At 59.9% G+C, this 26576-nt stretch carries 21 protein-coding genes; 10 read left to right on the top strand and 11 right to left on the bottom strand.

What is annotated here, in order from left to right:
- Positions 1-152: 152 nt before the first annotated feature.
- The 3 genes from HGT1_RS08055 (at position 153) to HGT1_RS08045 (ending at position 4794) form a co-directional block, all read left to right on the top strand.
- Positions 153-1727, top strand: a complete 1575-nt coding sequence (locus HGT1_RS08055; RefSeq protein ID WP_176249410.1) for a Re/Si-specific NAD(P)(+) transhydrogenase subunit alpha — start codon at positions 153-155, stop codon at positions 1725-1727.
- Between the two features lie 13 nt (positions 1728-1740).
- The gene (locus tag HGT1_RS08050; RefSeq protein WP_176249409.1) at positions 1741-3180 is read left to right on the top strand and encodes an NAD(P)(+) transhydrogenase (Re/Si-specific) subunit beta; all 1440 of its coding nucleotides are present in this window, start codon (positions 1741-1743) and stop codon (positions 3178-3180) included.
- Between the two features lie 330 nt (positions 3181-3510).
- Positions 3511-4794, top strand: coding sequence for a DUF3422 family protein (locus tag HGT1_RS08045; protein WP_176249408.1), 1284 nt, complete (start codon positions 3511-3513; stop codon positions 4792-4794).
- Positions 4795-4798: 4 nt separating this feature from the next.
- Here the strand turns inward: HGT1_RS08045 and HGT1_RS08040 are convergent, their stop codons facing one another.
- The 4 genes from HGT1_RS08040 to HGT1_RS08025 form a co-directional block, all read right to left on the bottom strand.
- On the bottom strand, positions 4799-5845 hold the full coding sequence (locus HGT1_RS08040; protein ID WP_176249407.1) for a YeeE/YedE family protein: 1047 nt from the start codon (positions 5843-5845) through the stop codon (positions 4799-4801).
- Between the two features lie 300 nt (positions 5846-6145).
- Positions 6146-7144, bottom strand: coding sequence for an ABC transporter permease (locus HGT1_RS08035; protein ID WP_176249406.1), 999 nt, complete (start codon positions 7142-7144; stop codon positions 6146-6148).
- A complete protein-coding gene (locus HGT1_RS08030) occupies positions 7137-8204 on the bottom strand; it encodes an ABC transporter permease (protein ID WP_176249405.1) in 1068 nt (355 codons plus the stop codon). Before HGT1_RS08030 ends, HGT1_RS08035 begins: the two co-directional genes overlap by 8 nt.
- A gap of 98 nt (positions 8205-8302) precedes the next feature.
- On the bottom strand, positions 8303-10024 hold the full coding sequence (locus HGT1_RS08025; protein ID WP_176249404.1) for a peptide ABC transporter substrate-binding protein: 1722 nt from the start codon (positions 10022-10024) through the stop codon (positions 8303-8305).
- Between the two features lie 323 nt (positions 10025-10347).
- Here HGT1_RS08025 and HGT1_RS08020 point away from each other — a divergent pair, with 323 nt between their 5' ends.
- From HGT1_RS08020 to HGT1_RS08000, 5 genes are all read left to right on the top strand, one after another.
- A complete protein-coding gene (locus HGT1_RS08020) occupies positions 10348-12180 on the top strand; it encodes an ABC transporter ATP-binding protein (protein ID WP_176249403.1) in 1833 nt (610 codons plus the stop codon).
- A gap of 12 nt (positions 12181-12192) precedes the next feature.
- A complete protein-coding gene (gene argE, locus HGT1_RS08015; RefSeq protein ID WP_176249402.1) occupies positions 12193-13353 on the top strand; it encodes an acetylornithine deacetylase in 1161 nt (386 codons plus the stop codon).
- A 135-nt stretch (positions 13354-13488) separates the two neighbouring features.
- Positions 13489-14832 (top strand): FAD-binding oxidoreductase, encoded by a 1344-nt coding sequence (locus tag HGT1_RS08010; RefSeq protein WP_176249401.1) that lies wholly within the window; start codon positions 13489-13491, stop codon positions 14830-14832.
- A 20-nt stretch (positions 14833-14852) separates the two neighbouring features.
- Positions 14853-16022 (top strand): M20 aminoacylase family protein, encoded by a 1170-nt coding sequence (locus tag HGT1_RS08005; RefSeq protein ID WP_176249400.1) that lies wholly within the window; start codon positions 14853-14855, stop codon positions 16020-16022.
- Positions 16023-16067: 45 nt separating this feature from the next.
- Complete coding sequence (locus tag HGT1_RS08000) at positions 16068-17231, top strand: M20 aminoacylase family protein (RefSeq protein ID WP_176249399.1); 1164 nt, start codon at positions 16068-16070, stop codon at positions 17229-17231.
- 21 nt (positions 17232-17252) lie between these two features.
- On the opposite strand, the gene HGT1_RS07995 is transcribed toward HGT1_RS08000, so the two are convergent.
- Genes HGT1_RS07995 through moaA form a run of 3 tightly spaced genes read right to left on the bottom strand, consistent with a single transcriptional unit; the run spans position 17253 to position 20567 of the window.
- Complete coding sequence (locus tag HGT1_RS07995; protein ID WP_176249734.1) at positions 17253-18269, bottom strand: glycosyltransferase family 4 protein; 1017 nt, start codon at positions 18267-18269, stop codon at positions 17253-17255.
- Complete coding sequence (locus HGT1_RS07990; protein WP_176249398.1) at positions 18269-19552, bottom strand: 3-deoxy-D-manno-octulosonic acid transferase; 1284 nt, start codon at positions 19550-19552, stop codon at positions 18269-18271. Before HGT1_RS07990 ends, HGT1_RS07995 begins: the two co-directional genes overlap by 1 nt.
- Positions 19553-19559: 7 nt before the next feature.
- The gene (moaA, locus tag HGT1_RS07985; protein ID WP_176249397.1) at positions 19560-20567 is read right to left on the bottom strand and encodes a GTP 3',8-cyclase MoaA; all 1008 of its coding nucleotides are present in this window, start codon (positions 20565-20567) and stop codon (positions 19560-19562) included.
- A gap of 125 nt (positions 20568-20692) precedes the next feature.
- Between moaA and HGT1_RS07980 the strand changes: the two genes are divergently transcribed.
- Positions 20693-21190: a hypothetical protein gene (locus HGT1_RS07980; RefSeq protein WP_255200136.1), complete on the top strand. Its 498-nt coding sequence runs from the start codon at positions 20693-20695 to the stop codon at positions 21188-21190.
- A 154-nt stretch (positions 21191-21344) separates the two neighbouring features.
- Here the strand turns inward: HGT1_RS07980 and HGT1_RS07975 are convergent, their stop codons facing one another.
- Genes HGT1_RS07975 through glmU form a run of 4 tightly spaced genes read right to left on the bottom strand, consistent with a single transcriptional unit; the run spans position 21345 to position 25783 of the window.
- A complete protein-coding gene (locus HGT1_RS07975) occupies positions 21345-22058 on the bottom strand; it encodes a DNA alkylation repair protein (RefSeq protein WP_176249395.1) in 714 nt (237 codons plus the stop codon).
- Positions 22051-22608, bottom strand: a complete 558-nt coding sequence (locus HGT1_RS07970) for a pyridoxamine 5'-phosphate oxidase family protein (protein WP_176249394.1) — start codon at positions 22606-22608, stop codon at positions 22051-22053. Before HGT1_RS07970 ends, HGT1_RS07975 begins: the two co-directional genes overlap by 8 nt.
- Entirely contained in the window at positions 22608-24428 is a 1821-nt protein-coding gene (glmS, locus tag HGT1_RS07965; protein ID WP_176249393.1) for a glutamine--fructose-6-phosphate transaminase (isomerizing), read from the bottom strand. Before glmS ends, HGT1_RS07970 begins: the two co-directional genes overlap by 1 nt.
- A gap of 2 nt (positions 24429-24430) precedes the next feature.
- Positions 24431-25783: a bifunctional UDP-N-acetylglucosamine diphosphorylase/glucosamine-1-phosphate N-acetyltransferase GlmU gene (gene glmU, locus HGT1_RS07960; RefSeq protein ID WP_176249392.1), complete on the bottom strand. Its 1353-nt coding sequence runs from the start codon at positions 25781-25783 to the stop codon at positions 24431-24433.
- A gap of 118 nt (positions 25784-25901) precedes the next feature.
- Between glmU and HGT1_RS07955 the strand changes: the two genes are divergently transcribed.
- The gene (locus HGT1_RS07955; RefSeq protein ID WP_176249391.1) at positions 25902-26573 is read left to right on the top strand and encodes an HAD-IA family hydrolase; all 672 of its coding nucleotides are present in this window, start codon (positions 25902-25904) and stop codon (positions 26571-26573) included.
- The last annotated feature ends 3 nt before the right edge of the window (positions 26574-26576 follow it).

The following is a 26576-nucleotide window of genomic DNA, read 5'->3' as shown; positions in this document are numbered from 1 at the left end:
TGCCCGGAAATCGAACTTTTAGCGCTAGCAGGGGGCAGAATTGGCCTTCAATCCCTGGCCACGACTTGTACTATAGGAACCCAAGCGGTACTGCTCAGAGCAATAATGTTGCGCCACGGTGGTCGCGACACGGCAACACGGGGGATTCTGGATTGAAGATCGGGACGCCAAAGGAAGTATTTGAGGGGGAACGCCGCGTTGCGATGACCCCCGAGTCAGCACTTGCGCTGCAAAAACTGGGTCATGAGTGCATGATCGAAACAGGCGCAGGGATTGCGTCGGGTTTTGACGATGCAGCCTATACCGCTGCTGGTGTTGAGGTCGTCAAGACGGCGGCGGCGCTTTGGAAAGCCGCTGATGTGGTTGCCAAGGTGCGCGCACCGGACGACGCCGAGATGAAAAGACTGCGCAGCGGTCAGACGTTGATCTCGTTCTTCAGCCCTGTCGCGGACGAGGCCAAGATGAAGGCCGCCGCTGACAAAGGGGCCACCGTTGTCGCGATGGAAATGATCCCCCGGATCAGCCGCGCGCAGAAAATGGATGCCTTGTCGTCGATGGCGAACATCGCAGGCTACCGTGCGGTGATCGAGGCGGGCAATAACTTTGGTCGTTTCTTTACCGGTCAGATCACGGCGGCGGGCAAGGTGCCCCCGGCCAAGGTTCTGGTTGTCGGTGCCGGTGTTGCCGGTCTTGCCGCGATTGGGACTGCGACCAGCCTGGGTGCGATTACTTACGCGTTTGACGTGCGTCCCGAAGTGGCCGAGCAGGTCGAATCGATGGGTGCCGAATTCGTCTACCTCGATTTCGAGGAAGAACAGAAAGACGGCTCCACCTCGGGTGGATATGCGTCGGTGTCTTCGCCGGAATTCCGCGAAGCGCAGCTGGCCAAGTTCCGCGAACTGGCCCCCGAAGTCGATATCGTCATCACCACGGCGTTGATCCCCAACCGCGAAGCGCCTGAGCTGTGGACCGAAGACATGGTCGCGGCGATGAAACCCGGTTCGGTGATCATCGATCTGGCGGCGGAAAAGGGCGGCAACTGCAAGCTGACCAAGATGGACGAAAAGATCGTCACCGATAATGGCGTGACCATTATTGGCTATACCGATTTCCCAAGCCGGATGGCGACGCAGGCGTCGACGCTTTATTCGACCAACATCCGTCACCTGTTGACCGATCTGACGCCGGAAAAAGACGGCGTGATCAACCACAACATGGAAGACGACGTGATCCGTGGCGCGACCATCGCCCACGCAAGCGCAGTGACCTTCCCGCCGCCGCCCCCCAAAGTGGCAGCGATTGCGGCTGCCCCGAAAAAGGCACCGGTCAAGGAACTGACACCGGAAGAAAAGCGCGCCGCTGAAACGGCCGCGTTCAAGGCGCAGACCAAGTCGCAGGTCACATTGCTGGCTGTTGGCGGCGCGTTGCTGCTGGCGGTTGGTTTGGTGGCTCCGGCCAGCTTCATGCAGCACTTTATCGTGTTTGTTCTGTCGGTGTTTATCGGTTTCCAAGTCATCTGGGGCGTGGCGCACAGCTTGCACACACCGTTGATGGCGGTGACCAATGCGATCTCGTCGATCATCATTCTGGGCGCGCTGATGCAAATCGGTTCCAGTTCCTTCTTGGTGATTGTTTTGGCGGCTTTGTCGGTCTTCATGTGTGGGATCAACATATTCGGCGGCTTCCTCGTGACACGGCGCATGCTCGCCATGTTCCAGAAATCTTAAGGGGGCGGGAATCATGGATTTTGGTTTCACAACAGCGGCTTATGTGGTCGCAGCAATCCTGTTTATCCTGTCGCTTGGCGGGTTGAGCGGGCAGGAAAGCGCGAAACGCGCGGTATGGTACGGTATTGTGGGTATGGCTTTGGCCGTGGCTGCAACGCTGATCGGGCCGGGTTCCGGCTATTGGCTTTTGTCGATCATCCTGATCGCCGGTGGCGGTGCCATCGGTTATCAGCTGGCGACCAAGGTGCAGATGACGCAGATGCCCGAACTGGTTGCCGCGATGCACAGCCTTGTCGGTCTGGCAGCGGTGTTCGTCGGTCTGATCGCACATTTCGAGATCGGCCGCGTGGGTGGTTTCATCGCTGACGGCGGTGACCCCTATGAACTGGGCACTTTCGCGGCGTTGATCGCCAAGAAATCCGGTGTCGAGCTGAGCATTCTGCGGGTCGAACTGTTCTTGGGCGTGTTCATCGGTGCGGTGACATTCACCGGCTCGGTGATTGCCTATGGCAAGCTGGCGGGTCGCGTGTCCTCCAAGGCGGAAAAACTGCCCGGCGGTCACATGCTGAACATCGCGGCGGCGGCTGTCGCTGTGCTGACGCTGATCTGGTACTTCAACACCGGTGGCTTCCTGCCGCTGTTGCTGATGACGCTGGCGGCCTTGTTCATTGGCTACCATCTGATCATGGGCATCGGTGGTGCCGACATGCCGGTGGTTGTGTCGATGCTCAACAGCTACTCCGGCTGGGCCGCGGCGGCGATCGGCTTTAGCCTTGGCAATGATCTGTTGATCGTTGTTGGCGCGCTGGTCGGTTCTTCGGGGGCGATCCTGTCTTACATCATGTGCAAGGCGATGAACCGGTCCTTTGTCAGCGTGATTCTGGGCGGCTTTGGTGGCCCTGCAGGCGAACAGATGGCGGTCGAAGGCGAACAGGTCGCAATCGAAGTCGACGGCGTTGCGACGATGCTGAACGAAGCGGATAGCGTCATCATCATTCCAGGTTACGGGATGGCGGTTGCCCAAGCACAGCAAGCGGTCAGCGAGCTGGTCAAAAAGCTGCGCGCCCAAGGCAAGAACGTGCGTTTCGCCATTCACCCCGTTGCGGGGCGTTTGCCGGGTCACATGAACGTGCTGCTGGCCGAGGCCAAGGTGCCCTATGACATCGTGATGGAGATGGACGAAATCAACGACGACTTCCCCAGCACGGATGTTGCCATTGTGATCGGGTCCAACGACATCGTAAACCCCGCCGCACAGGACGATCCAAACAGCCCCATCGCCGGTATGCCGGTTCTGGAATGCTGGAAGGCCAAGAACGTGATCGTGTCCAAGCGCGGGCAGGGCACAGGCTACTCCGGCATCGAAAACCCGCTGTTCTTCAAGGACAACACGCGGATGCTCTATGGCGATGCCAAGGCCAGCTTGGACAAGCTGCTGCCGTTGATCGACTGATAAGTCTGGCGGGGAACCATCCCGCTGCTACCGAACTGGAACGCCCCGTCAGAAATGACGGGGCGTTTCGCGTTTTGTCGCCCCCGAGGTTTACGCCAACCCGGTCGTTGGGCATCCAGATTTGGTGTTCTGCCTGCTCTCCCCTTGAGACGGTGAGGCCCCGGAAACCTTTGGCGGCGCTGCAACCTGACGACACAGAACAGCGCAAAGCCCCGCGTGGTATCCAATGGTACACCGTAAGGCTCTGGAAATATTCGATATTTTATATATCCTTTGCCGCCGATTGTTGTATCTTGGCGCAAATAACCGTTTTCACCGACGAGGACCCGAATGGCTTCGATCAAGGACCACCCCCTGCGTTACGCGCTCAATAGCGAATTGCACGCGCGCCCCTTTCCGTCGCTTGGTGCCCCGCATGTCGCGGCCTATCTCGCCGTGCGCCCCCCCGGCGATGCCGCCACCCGCGACAGATCTGTTGATCTTGAACACCTGTCGGCACTGCTGAAACACTACGGCGCGCCGCTCCCCGCTGAAAATGCCACGCATTATTACGGCCCGATGGGGAAGTTCGCGCTGAAATGGGAACAGCACACCGAATTCGTGACCTATACGGTGTTTTCAGACCAGATCAGCGACCGCCCCTTTGACCCCGCAGAATTCGACGTGTTTCCCGCAGATTGGCGGGCTGGCCTGAACGCGGAACGGATCACCTCGATCCTGCTGCGGTTGGTCCAACGGCCGGAAAACAATGGGCAGATCTCCGATGTCCTGCGCGACTGGTTTGTCCCCGAAAGCCTTGCGGTGGCGAATGTGCTGGATGATGCGGCCACAGTGGCCTGCGATTTCCGCATCGATTCCGCCGGTCACATGCGCGTGGCGATCTTTGCCGCCCCCCAGACAGGTGAACGTCGCCTTGGACGTATCGTCCAGCGGATGTGCGAGATCGAGACCTATAAATCCATGTCGATGCTGGGCTTTGCCAAGGTGCGTGATTTTGGCGGACAGCTGAACGATCTGGACAGGGAACTGACCAACCTGATGGCCGCCATGCGCGCCTCTGATGCAATGGCCGAAGACACGTTGCACAAGCTGTTGGACATCTCAGTGCAGCTTGAAACCCTGTCGGCTCAAACCTCCTATCGCCTTGGCGCGACCGAGGCCTATCAGGCGATTGTCACCCAACGGATATCGGCCCTGCGCGAAACGCGGTTCATGTCGCGGCAAGGGTTTGATGAATTCATGATGCGCCGCTACGAGCCCGCCATGCGCACGGTCAAATCCTCCGAGATGCGGTTGCAGTCCATGTCGGCCCGCGCCATTCGCGCCTCGGAACTGCTGCGCACACGGGTGGATGTGGAACGCTCTGCCCAGAACCAGGAAATTCTGGCCAGCATGGACAGGCGGTCGGATTTACAGCTGCGTCTGCAACACACCGTCGAAGGGCTGTCCGTGGTCGCGATCAGCTATTACGCCGTGTCGCTTGCCAGCTATGCGCTCTATCCGCTGGCCGAACCCTTCGGCATCAGCAAGGGCATTCTGACTGCCGTCGCTGTGCCGGTTGTGGTCTTGGTGGTGTGGTGGATGCTGCGGCGGCTACGCAGCAAGATCCACTAGGGCCTCAGCCATGTGCCACGCGGCCCTCAGGGGCAGCGCGCAGCAGGGCGTTCATGGTCAACACACCAACGCCGATCATCACGATGGCCAGGATCGCCGCCAGCGACAGGGTCGGGACACCGGACAGACCGGCACCCAAGGTGCAGCCGCCCGCCAGCACACCACCAACGCCCATCAGCGCGGCACCTGCCAAATAGCGACCGGTCTGGGCGGGGCTCTCAAAGCTCTGCCAGGCAAAGCCGCCAAAGGTCAGGCTTGCCAGCAACGCCCCGACGATGACGCCGCCCACAAGGCCAACACCGAAACCGGCAGGCACAGCACTGCTTGCGATGGCCCAGAACAGCGTTTCGGCGGCGGGGGAGGTGAACGACAGGCTTTCCATCGCAATGGGGTCGAATTCGTCAAACAGGATGAAACCGGTGCCGACCCAGGCCAGCGGGGCCAACAGGCCGATGACCGCCGCCATACCCAAGGTGCCAACCCCGTTGCCCGAGCGCAGCGCATAGACCAACGCAGGCACGGCAATCACTGCCGTCCACAGCCACGCGCCACCGGGCAGGGCGGCAAGGCTGATGGCGTCGCCCATATCAACGGTGACACTCCCCAAAGCGACCCGCAGGGGGGCCAACACCCCCTTCAGCGTGGCATGGGCAACAATCGCAAACACAACGACAACAAGTGCTGCCCGCAGATTGCCGGAGCCCGCCAGAATGGTCAGACGCGACACACAGCCACGGGTCAACACCATACCGGCCCCGAACAGCAACCCGCCAACCACAATCGCGGCAACCGGCAGATCAGATACCATATAGCGATGCTCGGCAAAGCTGATCCAACCCATCGACACGGCGGCCTGGGTCCCGACAACGGCAAAGGCAAGCGCCGTCAGCCACACACCCGCAGCCGAAACCCGATCCGCGCCGATCAGGGACCTGCGGAAACAGAACTTGGTAATCTGTCCAAAGACGCCGAACAGCAGGCCAATGATAATGGCAAGCAGAACAGATGCCTGCTGCGGGGTGGTGTTTTCAAAACCGAATGACTCAAACATCGCCTGATCCTCTGCGAAATGGAATTATTTCCCAATTGGCGCGAAAAAACGCTGATATCAAGCAATTCATATGTGTATTATAGGGTGTGAACCGGAACATTTTCCCGCGTTCCGCGTGCCCTACAGGAACCATTCCCCCGATTTTGCGCCCCATGGCAGCTATCGTTCCACGTCACCCGCCGCGCACCGGTGTCGCTTCCTTATTCACCCATAAAAAAAGGGAGGACCAATATCCCCCCTTCACCCTTTCTTAAATACTCAAATCCGTCAGCAGCCCGACAGACCCAAGCCCGCGTCCGGTCACCGCCCCCGCAACCGCGGGTCCAGGGCATCGCGCAATCCGTCGCCCAGATAGTTCACGCTCAACACCGTCAGCGAAATCGCGATTCCCGGCAACAACACCCGCTCGGGGAATTCCTGCATCCGGCTGACCGCGTCCGACAACAACTTGCCCCAGGTGGGGAAGTCCGACGGAAAACCGACCCCCAGAAAGCTCAATGCGCTTTCGGTGATGATCGCTGTGGCGAGACCCAGGGTCGCCGACACCATGATGGGCGAGATGACGTTGGGCAGCAGGTGCCGCCGGATAATCTTGCCCGACCGCGTCCCGATCGACCGCGCGGCCAGAATGAACTCGCGTTCTTTCAGCGCCAGAATGTCGCCGCGCACGATCCGCGCGGTTTGCATCCAGGATGTCAGGCCGATGATGCCCACGATCAGGATGAACATCCCGCCTTCGGGCCCAAAACGTGAATTCAGCGGCTGGCGGAACAGCGTCACGGCCAGCAGTGTCAGGGGCAGGATCGGCAGGGACAGCACCAGATCGGTGAAGCGCATCAGCCAGAAATCGAGCTTTTTGAAATAGCCCGAGATCACGCCAATCGCGGAGCCGATCACCAGTGCCAGCGCCATGGCCAGCCAGCCCACGGCCATCGACACCTGACCGCCTGCAATCATCTGCGCCATGATATCGCGGCCCAGCTGGTCTGTGCCGAACGGATGTGCCCAACCGGCCTTGGCCTCGCTGTCGAACAGCAACTGGTACACGGGGCGCCAGTTCTTGTTGCGGATGTCCAGCGCCTTGGGGTCAACGTCCCACAGGAAGGGGCCGAAAACCACCGCCAGCGTGATGAACAGCAAAAAGCCACCGCCGAACACGGCACCTTTGTGTTTGCGGAACTGCTGCCAGACGTCGATCCATTGGCTGCGCGGCGGCTTGGATGGTTCCTTGTCGACCAACGCGCCAAAGGTTTCGATGTCGGCCTCGATGGGGCTTGCTGGAATGGCTTGCTCAGTCATAGCGGATCCTCGGGTCAAGCAGGCCGTACAAAACATCGGCAATCAGGTTAAACAGAACAATCAGGATGGCAAAGATAAAGGTCAGCGTCATCACCATCGGCAGGTCATTGGCGAACAGGGCAGTCAGCAGCAGCTGGCCGATGCCGTTCACCTTGAACACGTTTTCGGTAATGATTGCGCCGCCAAAGATCGCGGGCATCCCAAGCGCAATCACCGTCACAACGGGGATCATCGAATTGCGCAGCACATGCACCAACACAACCGAGGATTCCTTGAGGCCCTTGGCCCGCGCAGTGCGCACGTAATCCTGATTGAGGTTGTCCAGCATCGCACCGCGCATATAGCGGCTGATCTGGGCCGTTGTTTGCAGCGCCAGCACCATGACGGGCATGATCATCTGCATGAACTGGATCTTAAAGCTGGCCCAGTCGGTGACCACATGGGTGGTGTCATAGATCGACGGCAACCAGCCCAGCGTGACCGAAAACACCACAATCAGCAGCGGGCCCGTAAAGAAGGGCGGGATCGAAAAGCCGACCATGGTGATGAAAGTACCGGCCTGATCGAACAGCGAATAGTGGCGATAGGCCGAATAGATACCGATCGGAAGCGCGATCAGGATGCCAACGACATAGCTTAGCCCCACCACCCAAAGGGTCTGCGGCATCCGCTGGATCACGATATCCATGATCGGGCTGCGGGTCTGCCAGCTGATGGTGCGCTGCACGGGGCGCACGGCACCGGTATCGGGGTCGATGAAGGTCGAGAAATGCGTGTCCGGCAGCCAGCCCAAAAGGAAGGAGTCCCGTGTCGCCCAATCCAGGAACACCTGCGGTTCAACCCAGAAGAACTGGATCAGCCATTTGTAATATTGCACATAGATCGGCTGGCCAAGGCCAAGCGCTTCGCGCATCTTTTGTTTGACTTCTGGGGGCACGGTCAGCGGAACCTGCGCCATCGGATCGCCGGGGGCGAGCTGGAGCAGCAGGAAAATAACCATACTGATGAACAAAAGCGTCGGGATCGACAATAGCAGTCGTCGAATGGTGAAAGTCAGCATGCGCGGCGCCTTTGCAGGTCAGTCTGTGGTGATGGTGATTCAGGTGGTCGGTCCGGAGAGGGGGAGCGTAGAACACGCTCCCCCAAAGAAGGAAAGTATTATTCCTTGATGCGGTACCAATCAGCGGCATTCCAAAGCTCGGAATCCCATGTGTTCAGCACAACGCCACCCAAAGTGGTGGAGGCAGCCGATACACGACCACGGTCAACCAGTGGAACGATTGTCATGGTTTCTTTGGTGATGATGTCGTTCAGACGCTTGGCGATTTCGCCACGCTTGGACAATTCACCTGTGCGGGACAATTCGTCCAGCAGTTCATCATATTCCGCGTTACAGAAGCGGTTGATGTTTTCACCCTGCCACTGGCTGGATGGCTTTGGTTCGTTGCCACAACGGTAGGCCGACAGATAGGACTGTGGGTCTGTGCCGTCAAAGTTGTTTGCGTACATTTCAACGTCTGCATAGAACTTCTGGAACGTGTCAGGCGAACCTGGGTCACCACCAAAGAAGACAGACGCGTCAAGGTTGCGCAGTTCGACTTCGACACCGATCTGGTTCCACCAGTCTTTGATCAACGCCTGGAAGTCCTGACGGACAGCGTTGGTCGAGGTCTGGTACAGAACCGACAGCTTTACGCCGTCTTTTTCACGGATACCGTCGCCATCGCTATCGGTATAACCGGCTTCTTCCAGCAGTGCCTTGGCACCTTCCAGATCCTGCGTCAGACATTCGGTGTTGTCGGATGCATAGAGTGCAGGGGCAGGAACAAGGTTACAGGTTGGACGACCGGCCTGACCATAACCGACTTCAACCAGAAGCGGGCGGTCGATTGCCATGGAAAGCGCCTTGCGGACGTTGAAATCCGACAGGAACGGATGCGGGTGCATCACGGTGGACCGCTCGCCCTCGGGCAGGTCTGCCGATGGGTTGGTCATGTTCATCTCGATACGTTCGACCAATGTGCCGAATGCCGAGATAGGAAGACCTTTGCCGCCTTCGGCCATTTTGGCCAGTACGTCAGGCGCCAGCTGCATGTTCCATGCATAGTCGTATTCGCCGGTTTCCATAACCGCACGACCCGCTGCTGTCGCGTCGCCGCCACCTTTAAAGGTCAGCGATGCAAAGGCTGGTTTGTTCGGGTCACGGAAGTTCGGGTTGGCAACCATCTGGATCACGTCGTTCGGACGGAAATCCGTAACCATGAACGGGCCGGTGCCGATCGGGTTAAAGTTGGCTTCGGTACATTCAGGTGCCTTAGCACCCAGACATTCCGCGAACTGAGCCGCCTGAATGATCGGTGCCTGAGCACCCATGAATGGGCCGTAAGGGTTTGGTTTTGCGTCAGAAAAATTGACCGTAACAGTCAAGTCGTCGACGATATCGACAGATGTAACACCGTCATATTTGGAACCCTGTGCGCAACCGCCTTCAGGGTGCATACAATATTCGGCTGTGAACTTGATGTCAGCCGATGTCACAGGCGTGCCGTCAGACCACATCAGGCCTTCTTTCAGCTTCCATGTGATGGATTTCAGGTCTTCGGCAACGCCGCCGTTTTCAACGGTCGGGATTTCCTGGGCCAGGAAAGGCACCAATGCGCCGGTTTCGTCATAACGGCCCAAAGGTTCGATCACGAGGCTGGAGGCTTCGAGATCCTTGGTGCCGCCGGACAGATAGGGGTTCAGGATCGATGGCGCTTGCCAATAGATGATCTTGACCTCGCCGTCGCGTCCGCGCTCTCCCTCGTGGGAGGCTGCGAATGCAGCGGGGGCAAGAGCCGTCAAGGCAATTGCACCCATCAAAAGGGTTTTCAACGTCATAACTTACTCCTTGTTGGGCACCGGTGATTTCTTTGGTGGTGCCGCATTTTTATTGTTGGATGCCAAATCATCGACATGGCCCCAACTTTCTTATCATCGCGTCAGAAAGGTCAATAGGATGAAATACAACTGTTCAATTAATTTGCAGTTGCCCTTCGCCATATTGCTTCCCCAAGCGCACGTAGCGCCATCGAAACAGAATTCGCGCAAAATGCAAGCGTCGTGAGAGCGGTAACGCCACGACGTCCCGTGTTGTTTGACACTGGGTGACGAATGGTCTTAGCGTTTGCGCAATACTTCACCTACCAGCGTTGGATTATCTCATGCTTGACGACAGCACATCGACACCAATTGCACAAATTCAAGGGCTTAGGGTCGAATTTCAAACCCAGGACGGCCCCGTTGTAGGGGTCGAGAATGTCAGTTTCGACATTAAATCCGGCGAAACCGTTTGTGTGGTCGGCGAATCCGGTTCGGGAAAATCCGTTTCGTCGCTGTCTTTGATGCGGTTGGTGGAATTCGGCGGTGGGAAAATCACCGGCGGGCGCCTATTATTTGAGCGCCAGAATAATGCTGCGGTGGATCTGGCACAGACCGACCAGGATCTGATGCGGGAAATTCGCGGCAATGAAATCGGCATGATCTTTCAGGAACCGATGACCGCGCTGAACCCGGTGTTCACCGTGGGCCGCCAGTTGACCGAAGGCTTGCGGCTGCACAAAGGCATGACCAAGGCCGAGGCCGAAGCCCGCGCGCTGGAATTGCTGACACAGGTGCGAATCCCCCAACCCGACCAACGGCTCAAGCAATATCCCCATGAATTGTCCGGCGGTATGCGCCAGCGTGTGGTGATCGCGATGGCCTTGGCCTGTTCGCCACGCCTGTTGATTGCAGATGAACCCACAACGGCGCTGGATGTGACCATTCAGGCCGAAATCCTTGCGCTGATCGACCGGCTGAAACGTGAAACCGGCACCGCCGTGATGTTCATCACCCATGACATGGCTGTCGTTGCGCAAATGGCGGACCGCGTTGTCGTCATGTTCCGCGGCAACAAGGTCGAAGAGGGCACGGTCGAGGAAATCTTCGAGAACCCACAGCACCCCTATACCAAGGCCTTGCTGGCCGCCGTGCCAAAGCTGGGCGAGATGACCGGCAAGCCCTTTCCCGAGCCGATGAAACTGTTGGGCAACAAGGACAAGGAAATCGTCCCGATCAAGGGCACGACCGAAACCTTGCTGACAGTGAAAAACCTGACTACGCGCTTTCCGGTCAAGGGCGGGTTCTTCCGCCGCACCATCGCCAATGTCCACGCCGTCGAAGACCTGTCGTTCACCATAAACAAGGGCCAGACCCTTAGCCTTGTTGGCGAATCCGGGTGCGGTAAATCGACTGCGGGCCGGTCGATTTTGCGTCTGGTTGAACCGCTCTCGGGCGAGATCGACATCGCGGGCAAGGACATCATGGCGCTCAATTCCCATGACCTGCGCGAAGCGCGCCTTGATATGCAGATGATCTTTCAAGACCCGTTTGCCTCGTTGAACCCGCAAATGCAGCTGTCCGATCAGGTCGCCGAACCGATCCACAACTACGGCACCCTCAAAGGAGAGGCCCTGACCAAGCGCATCGAGATGCTGTTTGACCGTGTGGAACTGCCCCGCAGCTTTATGCGCCGCTTTCCCCACGAACTGTCTGGCGGCCAGCGCCAGCGTGTCGCGATTGCCCGTGCTCTGGCCCTGAACCCCAAGCTGATCATCGCCGACGAAGCGGTATCGGCACTGGATGTATCGGTGCAGGCGCAGGTGGTGAACCTGATGCTGGAACTGCAACAAGAGCTCGAGCTGTCCTTCCTGTTCATCAGCCATGACATGGCTGTGGTCGAACGGGTTAGCCATCAGGTCGGCGTCATGTATCTGGGCCGCATCGTTGAGCTGGGATCGCGCCAGCAGGTGTTCGAAAACCCGCAGCACCCCTATACGCAGGCCCTGATGAAGGCGGTGCCCATCGCCGATCCGCGCAAACGCAAAAAGGAAAGCGAGCTGAATTTCAAACCGATTCCCTCGCCGATCCATTCGGTCAGCTACACGCCCGAACCCTCCGTCTATAAAACCGTATCCCCCGGCCATCAGGTGCTTTTGACCGACAGCGGATACTAAAGGATCGCCCCCATGGCAGAACGCATGACCCCCTTTGAACTCATGGAAAAGCTCATCAGCTTTCCCACAGTCTCGCGGGATACGAACATACCCCTGATCGACTGGGTCGCCGATTATCTGGCAAGCCACGGCATCGACAGCCACCGCTACATCGACCCCGACCAGCCCAAACATGCGCTGTTTGCCCATGTCGGCCCGTGGGTCGAAGGGGCTGTTGTCCTGTCGGGCCATACCGATGTGGTGCCCGTTGACGGCCAGCCGTGGGACACCGACCCCTTCACCGTGGTCGAACGCGATGGCCGCTACTACGGGCGCGGCACCTGCGACATGAAAGGGTTCGACGCCATGGCGATCTGGGCCATGGTCGAGGCGAAATACAGCGATATCAAACGGCCCTTGCAAATCGCCCTCAGCTTTGACGAGGAAGTCGGCTGCACCGGTGCGCCCCCGATGATCAAAGCCATGCAACCGGTGCTGCCCAAGGGCAATCTGGTGATCGTGGGCGAACCCTCGACGATGCAGGCGGTCACGGGGCACAAGGGCGGCTGCGGTTTCAACACCCATGTGGTCGGCTTCGAAGTTCATTCCTCCCTGATGCACACCGGCGTGAACGCGATCATGGCAGGGGCCAAGCTGGTCGAATGGGCCAACGAAATGAACACCGAAAACTTCGCGCGCAAGCCCTCTGATCTGGCCGCGATGTTCGATCCGCCCTTTACCACCTGCCACGTTGGCCAGATTTCAGGCGGCACCGCCCATAACATCACCGCCAAAGACTGCTATTTCGCAATGGATTTCCGCGTCGTGCCGGGCGAAGACAAAAACGCTTGGGGCACCGCCTATCTGAAAAAGGTGCGCGAAGTCGAAAAGCAGATGCAAGAAGTCGTGCCGGAAACCTATATCGAAGTCACCCCGCGTTTCGACGTGCCCGCCTTGCAACCGGAAAAGGACGGTCTTGCCGAATCCTTTGTACGCCAGATCACCGGTGACAACGCCAGTCACAAGGTCAGCTACGGCACCGAAGCCGGCCAGTTCCAGGACGCAGGCTATAGCGCTGTGATCTGCGGGCCGGGTGATATCGCGCAGGCGCATCAGCCCAATGAATATATCGAAATCTCCCAGTTCGAGGCCGGACACCAGTTCATGCGCGACCTGATCGAACGGTTGAAATGACACGGGTGAAATGACACTGGCAACCCTCCCCATTTCCTTAATTCCAAATGGAGCAAAATCCCGGGGGAGGGGCCGCAGCGCGGCACCGGGGGCTGGCCCCCAACCCGGCCAAACCCCGGACTGAACCCGCAGATCATGCAGTTTCCCATCAACACCACGACCCCCGTCACCTATCCCGGTCCGCACGACAATCAGGCCGATATGGTGGTCATCGGCGGCGGCATCATCGGCGTCTGTACCGCCCTGTTTCTGGCCCGCGACGGCCACCGCGTCATCCTGCTGGAAAAGGGCCGCATCGCGGGCGAACAATCCAGCCGCAACTGGGGCTGGATCCGCCAGCAGGGCCGCGACCCCGATGAAATGCCGATCATGGCCGAGGCGCAGCGCCTTTGGCATGAACTGGCAGGCCAGACCAATATCGACATCGGCCTGCGCCAGGGCGGCATTGCCTATCTCGCAGGCAAAGCCAGCCAGCTTGCGGGGTACGAGGCATGGTTGCCCCATGCGCGTGCCAATGGTGTCGACAGCCAGATTCTGTCCGCGGCCCAAACCGCCGCGATGTTTCCGGGCATGGCGACACCGGCGCTCGGGGCCTTGGTCACGGCATCGGATATGCGGGCCGAACCCTGGGTCGCGGTACCCGCCTTGGCCGCGATTGCAGCGCGCGAAGGGGTGCAGATCGTGGAGAACTGTGCCGTGCGCGCGTTGGATATTGCGGCGGGCCGTGTGGCAGGCGTGATCACCGAAAACGGTCGCATCATGGCATCGCAGGTGGTCCTGGCGGGCGGAGCCTGGTCGTCCCTGTTCTTGCGCAATCACGGGGTCAGCATCCCCCAGCTTTCCGTGCGTGAAACCGTGGCGGCGACCGAACCTTTGCCTGAAATTTATGCAGGGGCGGCTGCAAATCCCAAAGTGGCGTTCAGACGCCGCGAGGATGGCGGCTATACGCTGGCCCCTCCGGGTGCGCCGGAATTGTTCATCGGGCCTGATGCCTTTCGCAATTTTCCGCAGTACCTCACCCAGCTCAGGGCCGATCCCTTTGGGCAGGTGTTGCGCCCCTTTGCGCCAAAAGGGTTCCCCGATGCATGGGGCACCAGACGCAAGTGGCGCGGGGATGAGACATCGCCTTTCGAAGTGATGCGCATTCTGGATCCGGCCCCGAATATGGGCAAGGTCAACCGGCTTTTGCGCAATTTTGCAGCACTTTTCCCTGATCTGCCGCCAATCCGTCTCAAGGCGGCATGGGCAGGCATGATTGATACCATGCCCGATATTGTGCCCGTGGTGGATCACGTGCCCAGTTTGCCGGGGCTTACCATCGGCACAGGCATGTCGGGCCACGGGTTTGGCATCGGGCCGGGGATGGGGCGCGTGTTGGCTGCACTGGCAACTGGCGGCGATGTAGGGCATGATCTGACCAGATTTCGCCTGTCGCGCTTTAGCGACGGCAGCCCAATCGTCTTGGGCCCCAGTGTCTGAATTTAGTACCGGAGCATCCTATGCCGATCAAGAATCGCTTTGCCGAGACCCATGCCGATATCACCGCATGGCGTCGCCACCTGCACACGATCCCAGAACTGCAGTTCGACCTGCCCAAAACCGCCGCGTTCGTGGCTGAAAAACTGCGCAGCTTTGGCATCACGGACATCACCACGGGCATCGCCGAAACGGGAATCGTCGCGGTGATCGAAGGCAAAACCAACAATTCGGGCCGCACCATCGGGTTGCGCGCCGACATGGACGCGCTCCCCATCACCGAGGCAACGGGGCTGGACTATGCCTCGACCCATCCGGGCAAGATGCATGCCTGCGGTCATGACGGGCACACGGCGATCTTGCTGGGGGCGGCGCAATATCTGGCCGAGACACGCAATTTCGATGGCCGCGCGGTGCTGATCTTTCAACCTGCCGAAGAAGGCGGCGGCGGGGGCAATGTCATGGTCGAAGAGGGCCTGATGGAGCGTTGGTCCATCGATGAGGTTTACGGGCTGCATAACATGCCCGGCCATCCGGTGGGTGAATTTGCCATTCGCGCCGGTGCCTTGCTGGCCGCTGCCGATGAATTCGACATCACGATCACCGGGCAGGGTGGCCATGCCGCCGCCCCCCACGAGGCGATTGATACCAACCTTGCCGCCGCCCATGTGGTGATTGCCCTACAATCCATCGCCAGCCGCAATGTGGACCCAATCAAACAGGTTGTTGTGTCGGTCTGCACCCTGCGGTCTGACACGGACAGCCACAATGTCCTGCCGCAAACCGTGCGTCTGCGCGGCACGGTGCGCACGCTGGACGCGGGGATTCGTGATCTGGCCCAAGAACGCCTTGAGGCGATTGTGACCCATACCTGTGCGGCCTATCAATGCAGTGCGGATATAACCTATGACCGCGGCTATCCGGTGACCATCAACGCCGAGGACAACACCCATTTCGCGGCGCAAGTTGCGGAAAACGTGACCCCCGGCGTGGACCGCGACACGCCCCCGATCATGGCCGGCGAGGATTTTTCCTATATGCTGAACAAACGTCCCGGTGCCTATATCATGCTGGGCAACGGCGACGGTGCCACCGTTCACCACCCGATGTACAACTTCAACGACGACGCCATCCCCGCCGGCTGTAGCTGGTTCGCCGAGATGGTCGAAACACGATTGCCAAGCGCGGGGTAATCCAGCCCCACGCCCGGCCCCAATTCTCCCAACCGAGGACCTATCATGCCTGTTAAGAACCGCTTTGCCGAACTTCACCCCGAGATCACCGCATGGCGCCGCGATCTGCACGAACACCCTGAAATCCTGTTTGAAACCCACCGCACCTCTGCCACGGTCGCCGAAAAACTGCGCGCCTTTGGCTGTGACGAAGTCGTCGAGGGCATTGGTCGCACCGGCGTTGTGGGGGTGATCAAGGGCAACGCCACCACATCGGGCAAGGTCATCGGCCTGCGCGCCGACATGGACGCGCTGCCGATCCATGAGCAAACCGGCGTCGAATATGCGTCAAAGACACCGAACGCGATGCATGCCTGCGGCCATGACGGCCACACGGCGATGTTGCTGGGGGCGGCGCAATATCTGGCCGAAACCCGCAATTTTGACGGCACTGTTGTGGTGATCTTTCAGCCCGCCGAAGAAGGCGGCGGTGGTGGCCGCGAGATGTGCAAAGACGGCATGATGGACCGCTGGGGCATCCAAGAAGTGTACGGCATGCACAACTGGCCCGGCATGCCAGCAGGCAGCTTCGGCATCCGTCCGGGCCCGTTCTTTGCTGCGACCGATTTGCTTGAGATCGAAGTCGAAGGTCTGGGCGGTCACGCCGCCAAGCCGAACGAAACGATTGATACCATGGTTGTCACCGCGCAAATGATCACCGCGCTGCAAACCATCGTCAGCCGCAATGCCGACCCGATTGGCAATATCGTGGTGTCCATCACCTCGATTGAATCGTCCTCCAAGGCGTTCAATGTGATCCCGCAGCGGGTCAATCTGCTGGGCACCGTGCGCACCTTGTCGAACGACCTGCGCGATCTGGCCGAAAAACGCGTGACCGAGATTTGCGAAGGTATCGCTGCGACATTCGGGGCCACGGCCAAGGTGAACTACATCCGCAACTATCCGGTGATGGTAAACCACGACGAACAGACCGAATTCGCCGCTGATGTGGCGCGCAGCATTTCAGGTCAATGCGACGAGGCCCCGCTGGTAATGGGTGGCGAAGACTTTGCCTTTATGCTCGAAGAGCGCCCCGGTGCCTATATTCTGGTGGGCAATGGCGACACGGCGATGGTGCATCACCCGATGTACAACTTCAACGATGACGTGATTCCGGCAGGGTGCAGCTGGTGGGCAGGGCTTGCCGAACAGCGGATGCCAATGGGCTAGGTCAAGCTTTGGGCGCGGGGGTTAACCCTGCGCCCAAATCATCTGATACACGGCGTCGATCCCGTCGGCCTCGGCCTTGGCGCTGAAATTTTGCGATACATGGGCGCGGGCGATATCGCCCATCGCGTCAACCTTGCCAGCAAGGATCTGCCCTGCGGCCATTGCGGCGGCCGATGGTGTGTCAACGATCACACCTGCGCGACCCTGCGCGCTAAAGGCACGGTAATATCCGGCCTCATAGCCCACAAACGGCACGGCCGATGCCATCGCTTCAAGCGGCACCATGCCATAGCCTTCGTATTGCGGAAGCTGCACGACCAGCGACAGGCCGCGCACCACGGCGGGCAGGTCCTGGGCAGGGATTTCGCCGGGAAACAGGATGCGGTCGGTCAGGCCGGCGGTTTTGATCCGGTCTTTCAGGCTGGCAAGAAATGCCCGATGATCGCGGGTCGCTTTGCCCAGAACCAAGGCGACCGTATCGGGGTGGTCCGGCAACAGATCAATCATCGCGTTTACAAAGTGATCCGTGCCCTTCTCGGGGCGAATGCGGCCGATGGTGGCGATGCCGATCTTGCCGCCGTATCCCAACGCGGCCCACGCCTTTGCGCGGTCGGGGGCAGGGTGAAACAGGGCAGTATCCACGCCATGAGGCACCACCGCGCGGACATGGGGCACAAAACTGGCGGCCTTGTCGGTCGTGGCAATCACGGCGTCCATGCGGCTGATCAGCCAGCGCGGATAGGCCGAATGCCGGCGTTGAGCCGCTGAGGTAAAGACGATTTTAATCGGCAGGCGCAGGATGTCGCGGGCCCAAAGGGCGGCGCGCATTTCCGTGTTGCGCCGCACATGCCAGATCGCCCCGCGGGCGGATGCTGCACGGGCCTGCCTGACGGTGACGGGATCGGGGCAACCGGGTAGGGGGCGGCCCACAAGCGTCAGATCATAACGGCCCATCTGGGCGCGGATCACATTGGCAGCCGTGGCCGATACGCCGGTGAAATTCTTGTTGAAATTGGTGACGAACAGCTTTGGTTTCATCACTCTTTCAGCCCCAAGGCAGACAGAATTCGTGTGGCGATCCCGTCCAGCTGGTCCTCTTGCCCCGCGACAAAGCGTTTTGCGGCATCGGTCATGGTGGCCCGCTCTTTGGGCTGCGACAGCAAGATGCCAACCTGCGCTGCCAGATCAGCGCCATCCGTCACAATCCGCGCCGCCCCTTCGGTTTCAAGCTGGGCATAGGTTTCGGCAAAGGCCGACACATGGCTGCCCGACAAGACGGCTGCACCGGATTGGGCCACCTCAAAAGGATTATGCCCGCCGATCGGCAAAAGCGATCCGCCCAGAAACACAATATCCGTTACCGCATACCACAGCCCCAGCTCGCCCAGCGTATCGGCCAGATAGACCTGAGCATCGGGTTTTTCGCCACGGCTGCGCCGGGTGCAGGTCAGGCCCGCGTCGGTGATCAACGCTTCGACACTGTCCCCGCGTTCAGGATGGCGCGGGGCAAGGATCAGACACAGGTCGGGGACTTGCTTTAACAGCGCCCGATGGGCGTGCAAGACTGCGTTTTCTTCGCCCTCGTGGGTCGAGGACGCGACCCAGACAGGGCGGTGCAAAAGTGCCGCGCGCGCCTCGAACAGCGCGTCCTCGTCAACGGGCAGGGGGCCTGCCATGGATTTGAGGTTAATCCCCCGCGCCACCCGATCCGACGGGGCGTGCATGCTGACCATATTATGGGCCATCGCATCGTTCTGGGTCAGGATCAGATCGAAGACCCCAAACAGATAGCGGGCCAACTTCGGATGTTTGCGCCATGTCGCGACGGATTTTTCGGACAAACGCGCATTGACCAAAGCCATTTTCGCGCCCGTGGCATGGGTCCGGCGCAGCATCTGCGGCCATAATTCGCTTTCGACAAAGATCGCGGCATCGGGACGCCAGTGTCGCAAGAACCGCTTGAGCGGGCCGGGGGCATCCAGCGGGGCGAATTGATGGACCGTGCGCGGCGGCATGCGTTGCGCCACCAGCTTGGCCGATGTGGCAGTGCCCGATGTGATCAAAAACTGCGCGCGCGGCAACAGCAGCCCCATGCGGGTGATCAGCGCCAGCACCGACAGGCTTTCCCCGACCGATGCGGCATGCAGCCAGATCAGCGGGCCCGAGGTCTGGCGGTCTTGGGTGGCATGGCCCAGCTTTTCATGGGCGCGCCTGACGGACACACCTTGTTCGCGCAGCTTGGCGGTTTGGGAACGCGCAAAGAACGGGACCAATCCCATGCTTGCGACGACCCACGCGCGATACAGAAAAGGGGCGGACATGACTGGGTCAGCCGCCTGTGTGGCTCATGTGGCGGGGCATCTGCCCGTCGAGCTTTTGGCGGGAGTAATCGAAATCATGGCCCTTGGGCTTGAGGTTGATCGCCGCGCGAATGGCGTCTTTCAACGGCGCGTCGTCATCGGGGTGGTTGCGCAGGGGCGCGCGCAGGTCCGCGACGTCTTCCTGACCCAGACACATAAAGATTTCACCGGTGCAGGTGATCCGCACACGGTTGCAGCTTTCGCAGAAATTATGGGACAGCGGCGTGATGAAACCGATCTTCTGGCCGGTTTCTTCCAGCCGCACATAGCGGGCAGGGCCACCGGAACTTTCCGCCAGATCGGTGACGGTGTAATGATCCTCGTAGGATTTGCGCACATCCTTGAGGGACCAATATTGGCCAAGGCGGTCCTCGTTGCCCAGATCGCCCATCGGCATGACTTCGATCCAGGTCAGGTCAATATCACGATCAGCACACCATGCGGTCATGCTGGGCAGTTCGGATTCGTTGAACCCCTTGAGGGCAACGGCATTGATCTTGACCCGCAACCCCGCAGCCTGCGCCGCATCAATGCCGCGCAACACCTGGGGCAGGCGACCCCAGCGGGTGATATCGGCGAATTTCTGGTCGTCCAGCGTATCAAGCGACACATTCACACGCCGCACGCCCGCGGCATAAAGGTCAGCGGCAAAGCGTTCCAGCTGGCTGCCGTTTGTCGTGAGCGTCAGTTCCTTGAGCGTGCCTGCATCCAGATGGCGGGTCATGCTGTCAAAGAAGGTCATGATGCCCTTGCGCACCAAAGGCTCGCCCCCGGTGATGCGCAATTTCTGCACCCCGAGGTCAACGAAATTGCTACACAGCCGGTCCAGTTCCTCGAGCGTGAGAAGTTCCTTTTTGGGTAGGAAATTCATGTTCTCGGACATGCAATAGACGCAGCGGAAATCGCAGCGGTCTGTGACAGAGACACGCAGATAGGTGATGGCGCGGGCGAAAGGGTCAATCAATGGTGCATTCATACCCTATAGGTAAACATCGGCCCATCGCGGGGCAAGGGAGAATAAGGTTATTGAAGCAGCAGGTGGGGAGGGGTATTCATTGGGTCATGAAACAATATGTACTTCTTTGCGCTATGGGGGTGGGAGTGTCCGCGTGCGGCACGGTGACCGAACGGTTGGGCCTTGCATGGCCCGGTGCGCGTGACGCGACAGCCACACCCGCCGAAACCGCAGTCGCCGCTGTGCCTGAGGCTGCCCAAGTCGCGCAGACCGTGCTGGACCCTGTGACATCGGCCCCCCCGCCGCCGCCCGCGGCCCGCACGGTCGAGGCATTGGATACCACCACCGCCGCGCAGCGCGCAGCGGCCGTGGCACCGGTGGCCGCAGGCGCGCGGCTGTTGGGCACGACGGTGGCATCGCTGGGCAGTGCGACAGAGCCCGGTCTTTGGATGAAAACGCCGCTGGTGAAAACTGAAATGCAGGGCCGTGTCACCAACCCCGCCACGGGCAAGTCATCCACGGTGATGTTGATCCCGATTGACGGGCCACCCACGGCGGGCAGCCGCATGTCCTTGTCAGCATTGCGCTTGATCGGGGCCTCGCTGACGGATCTGACCAGCGTTGAAGTGTCAACGACGGGGTAGTCTCGGGGTCTGTAGTATCGGGGGGCGCTGAGCCCGAGACCTTAGAGACATGACGGGGCTTTCGCCCCGATTTTTTTAGCCCGATCACTATTTGAAAGAGCGGGGGGCCAGCCCCCCGCGCCCCCCGGGATATTTTCGAGCCAGAGAAGACGGATCAGGCGCTTGGGGCGTCTGGGGTGGTTTGCTCGGCTGCGGGAAGGTGGCGTGAGGCTTCCTTGATGGCGTAGGGTTTCATGTGGTGGCTGTTTTCGTCGATGAAAGCTTGGGCGCGGGCCGGATCATGGCGGCTGAGGTCGCGGACCCACCAGGCGATGGCTTTTTGCATGATGCCGTTTTTGACCGGTAAATACCCTGCCGCCCAGCCGAGAATGCGTTCACGCGCGGCGAGTTCTTCGGGTTTGGGGTTGTTTTGTTTGGTCCAGGGCAAGGTTGCCACAAGGGCGGCGCGTTTTGTCCAGAGTTGATCCGAGGTTGTCCAGCTTTCGACGGTGTCGAGGCGGGAGGGATCGGCGATCAGGCGCTTCTGGATCGCCATACAGACGTGGTCGGCGATGGCCCAGCTGTCGAAGTCGGGCACCCAGCTTTGCAACATCTGCCAGGCGGCTTCGTCGTCGGGGCGCAGGCGGGCCTGGGTCAGCAGTTTGGCGGCGGCGACGCGGGCCTCGAAAATGTCGGTCTGCCATAGCGCATCGGCGACGGTGATGCGCTCTGCCAGATCCAGTTCGGCCCGCCAGATTTTGGTCAGGTCGTTTATTTCGGGGTTGGTCACCCCCAGATAGGGCCGGTCGATCTTGTGATAGGCCAGCATCTGGGCCGCGCGTTCCGGATCGGCAAGCGCTGTCAGTTGCGCCAAATAGGGCTCATGCATTGGGGGGATCCTGAGTGATAAAGGTGGGCAGGCCGTCGATCGTGGTGCTGTTGCGGTCGTCCCAATAGGTTTCAATCGCAGCTGCGCCTTTGTCCTCGGCCCATTTCTTGAGAACGTCGCGGTCGGCCTTGTGTTCGTAAAACGGGACTGCATAGCCGCAGCTTGTCTGGAGCATGTCGACGCTCATATCATAGATTTGCCGGACACCAAGGGCCTGCGGGAACATCGCTTGCAGGGGGGCGAAATCGGCATCGCGGGGGTGCACGGCCCGTGCGGTGCCATAGGCGCGCATGATCATCGGGCGCGCGCCAAAGCTGCACCACATCAGCGTCATCCGGTTGATCCGCGCCAGATGGCCGGCGGTTTCATTGCCGGACCCTGTCATGTTGCGCCAGATGATACGGTTCGGCCCCAGGACCCGCAGGCTGTCCATCCCTTTGGGAGAGATGTTGACCCGCCCTTCATCCGCCGCTGTCCCGCAAAAGAACATGTGCTGCGCCTGAATGAAGTCGCGGTGGTCGTCGCTGATCTGGTCGAACTGCTTGGCCATTATTCGACCGTGACAGACTTGGCCAGATTGCGGGGCTGGTCGACATCCGTGCCCTTTGCAATCGCGGTGTGATAGGCCAGCAACTGCGCAGGGATCGCATAGAGGATCGGGGCAAGCGCATCGGCCACGGGGGGCATTTCGATCTGGCCCCAGGTGCCTTCGGCGGCTTCGTCGAGGCCCGAGCGGTCAGAGATCAGGATGACCTTGCCCTTGCGTGCCATGACTTCCTGCATGTTGCTGACGGTTTTATCGAACAGGTTGTCCTTGGGGGCCATTACGACCACTGGAACGTTTTCATCTATGAGGGCGATAGGGCCATGTTTCAGCTCACCTGATGCATAAGCTTCGGCATGTATATAGCTGATTTCTTTTAGTTTTAGCGCACCTTCAAGGGCGAGGGGGAACATCGCGCCACGGCCCAGAAACAGCACGTCGCGGGCCGAGGACAGCTTGTAGGCGGCATCGCGGATGGCCGAGTTCTGTTCGAGCGCGGTGTTGATCAGCGAGGGCATGGCCCGCAGGCCTGACACGTGATCGGCCAGTTGTTCTTGGGTGATGGTGCCCCGTTCATAGGCGGCCTTGAGGACCAACAGGAACAGCACGGTCAACTGACAGGTGAACGCTTTGGTCGAGGCAACGCCGACTTCGACGCCTGCATGAATGGGCAGCGCCAGATCGCTTTCGCGGGCGATCGAGGATTCAGTGACGTTGACGACGGACGCGATTTTATCGGCCTTGCCCTCGCAATAGCGCAGGGCAGCAAGGGTATCGGCGGTTTCACCGGACTGGCTGACGAATAGCGCAAGGGTGCGGCCGGGGATCGGCGGTTCGCGATAGCGGAATTCGGAGGCGAAATCGACCTCGACCGGCAGCCGCGCGATTTGTTCGAACCAGTATTTTGCGGTCAGGCAGGCGTAATAGGCGGTGCCACAGGCAACCATGGTGATGCGGTCGAAGGCGTTGAAATCAAGCCCGGGGTCGGGCAGGGAAATCTCGCCCTTGGCGTTGATGTAATGGCCCAGGGCTTCGCCGATCACGCCGGGTTGTTCGGCGATTTCCTTGGCCATGAAATGTTTGTGGCCGGCTTTGTCGACGCGGGTGGTATCAAGGCTGATGGTTTTGATCGCACGATTGGCGCGCGCGCCATTGGCGTCAAAGATCTCGACCGAACCGCGCGTCAGGACCGCGCGGTCGCCTTCTTCGAGATAGGTAATGCGGTTGGTCATCGGCGACAGGGCGATCGCATCGCTGCCCAGATACATTTCGTTATCGCCATAGCCCACGGCCAGCGGCGCACCTTTGCGGGCACCGATCATCAGGTCTTCTTCGCCGTCGAACAGGAACGCCAAGGCAAAGGCACCGTGCAGGCGCGTGAGGGTCTTGGTGGCCGCATCGACCGGACCCATGCCTTGGGACATATAGTGCTGTGTCAGCAGGGCGACGGTTTCGGTATCGGTTTCCGTGACGAATTCGGCACCAAGCGCCGCCAGTTCGGCACGCAATTCGCGAAAGTTTTCGATGATGCCGTTATGCACGACAGCGACAGGGCCGGCCTGATGCGGATGCGCGTTGGTCACCGAAGGCGCGCCATGGGTGGCCCAGCGGGTGTGGCCGATACCGGACTTGCCAGCCAGCGGTTCATGAACCAGCAGATCCGACAGGTTCACCAGCTTGCCCACTGCGCGGCGGCGGTCAAGACGGCCATTGTTGATCGTGGCAATCCCGGCGCTGTCATAGCCGCGATATTCCAGACGTTTCAATGCTTCAACAAGGATGGGCGCTGCTTCGTGTTGCCCGAGGACCCCTACAATACCGCACATAATTAGCTGCCTCTCTGCTGTTTTGCCTTTTTGGCCTTTAACATTTCGAACAATTTGCGCGCCATCCCCGGTTTCTCAACCTGGGGCGCACGCGCCAGTGCCAAAGCGTCGGCTTCTACGTCGGATGTAATAACAGACCCCGACCCGGTCATTGCCCCGTTGCCAATATGGACGGGGGCCACAAGCATGGTGTTGGACCCGATAAAGGCATTCGCGCCGATATGGGTGTGGTGCTTCATCACGCCGTCATAATTACAGGTGATTGTCCCTGCGCCGATGTTGGCGCGCGCGCCGATCGTTGCATCGCCGATATAGCTCAGGTGGTTGACCTTTGCCCCTTCGTCGATCTGGGCATTCTTGATTTCGACAAAATTGCCGATCCGCACGTCTTCGGCCAGTTCGGCACCGGGGCGCAGGCGGGCATAGGGCCCGATGACGCCGCCACGCGACACATGGCAGCCCTCAAGATGGCTGAAGGCGCGGATCGTGGCACCGGATTCAATGGTGACACCGGGGCCAAAAACCACATTGGGTTCGATCACCGTGTCGCGGCCGATATAGGTGTCGCGTGCGAAATAGACGGTATCGGGGGCCATCAGGGTAATGCCGTCTTCCAGCATTGCAGCCCGGGCGCGCGCCTGAAACGCGGCATCGGCGGCGGCCAGATCCGCGCGGGAATTCACGCCCATCGTCTCGGCCTCGGGGCAGGTCACGGCCGTGGCTTTCAGGCCCCGTGCCCGTGCGATGCCGATGATGTCGGTCAGGTAGTATTCTTTGGACGCGTTGTCGTTGCCAACCGCATCGATCAGATCAAAAAGCAGGTCTGAATTGCAAGCAACAACGCCGCTATTACAAAGGGTTATGGTGCGCTCTTCATCTGTTGCATCCTTGAATTCGACGATGCGGTCCAGGCTGTCGCCCTGCATCACCAAACGGCCATAGCGCGCGGGATCGGCGGCGTTGAACCCCAGCACGACAACGTCATTCTCGCGCAAGGCATCGCACATCGCCTCGAGGGTTTCTGTCTGTACAAAAGGCGTGTCGCCATAAAGGACAATCGCCGTGCCCTCAAAGCCGGCCAGCGCTTCGCGGGCCTGACCGACGGCATGTGCGGTGCCCAGCTGTTCCTCTTGGACAACGACCTGAGCTTCATCATCAAAGGCTTCGGCGGCGGCGCGCACCAGATCGGCACCGTGGCCTGCAACGACGACTGTTCGGGCAGGTGACAGGGCCGCACCGGATGCCATCGCATGCTCCAGCAAAGGGGCATGCGCGACGGGGTGCAGAACCTTGGGCAAATCCGATTGCATTCGCGTGCCTTTGCCTGCGGCCAATAGGATCAGTGCGACTTCCATATAAAATCTCTTTAATAAATTGACTTGGGCTCTCTTTACCTTGTTGGCGTTTATGCGCAAGTCTGGCGGGCATCAAAGAAGATTTCGGCCTGCAACATCTCTAAGCAAAGGAACGCCGATGAAAACGGTTGTATTCGATCTGGACGGCACATTGGCAGACACCAGCGGTGATTTGATTGCAGCGGCCAACGCCTGTTTTCGCGATATGGGCGCGGGCGATCTGCTGGATGCGCGCCATGACGCGGGCACAGCCTTGAAAGGCGGGCGCGCGATGCTGCGACTGGGGATGGAACGGTTGGGCCGCGCCGAGGACGAGGCGACGATTGACCGGTATTACCCTGTCTTACTCAAGGCTTATGCTCAAGACATTGATACACATACAGTTTTGTATCCCGGTGCGATGGATGCGGTCGAGGCGTTGAAAATTGCAGGCTACCGCGTGGCGATCTGCACCAACAAGCCCGAAGGGCTGGCGCATAGCTTGCTGACGCGGCTTGGCATTCGTGATGCCTTCGGGGCGATGTTGGGGGCCGACAGTCTGGCCGTGCGCAAACCCGACCCTGAACATCTGTACGAAACCGCGCGGCGGGCGGGGGGCGACCCTGCGCAATGCTGTCTGGTGGGCGATACGAATACCGACCGCAAAACCGCCGCCGCCGCCGGTGTGCCGTGCATTCTCGTGACTTTCGGCCCCTCGGGCGAGGATATGGCCGCCCTCAACCCCGAGGCGTTGCTGCATGACTATGCGCATTTGCCCGCCTTGGTACCGACCTTGATCGGGGGCATCTAAGGG

It is taken from the genome of Sulfitobacter sp. HGT1, assembly GCF_013282155.1.
GTDB lineage: Bacteria > Pseudomonadota > Alphaproteobacteria > Rhodobacterales > Rhodobacteraceae > Sulfitobacter.
Note: the sequence above shows the minus strand (reverse complement) of the source record. Positions and strands in the feature narration are given on the sequence as shown.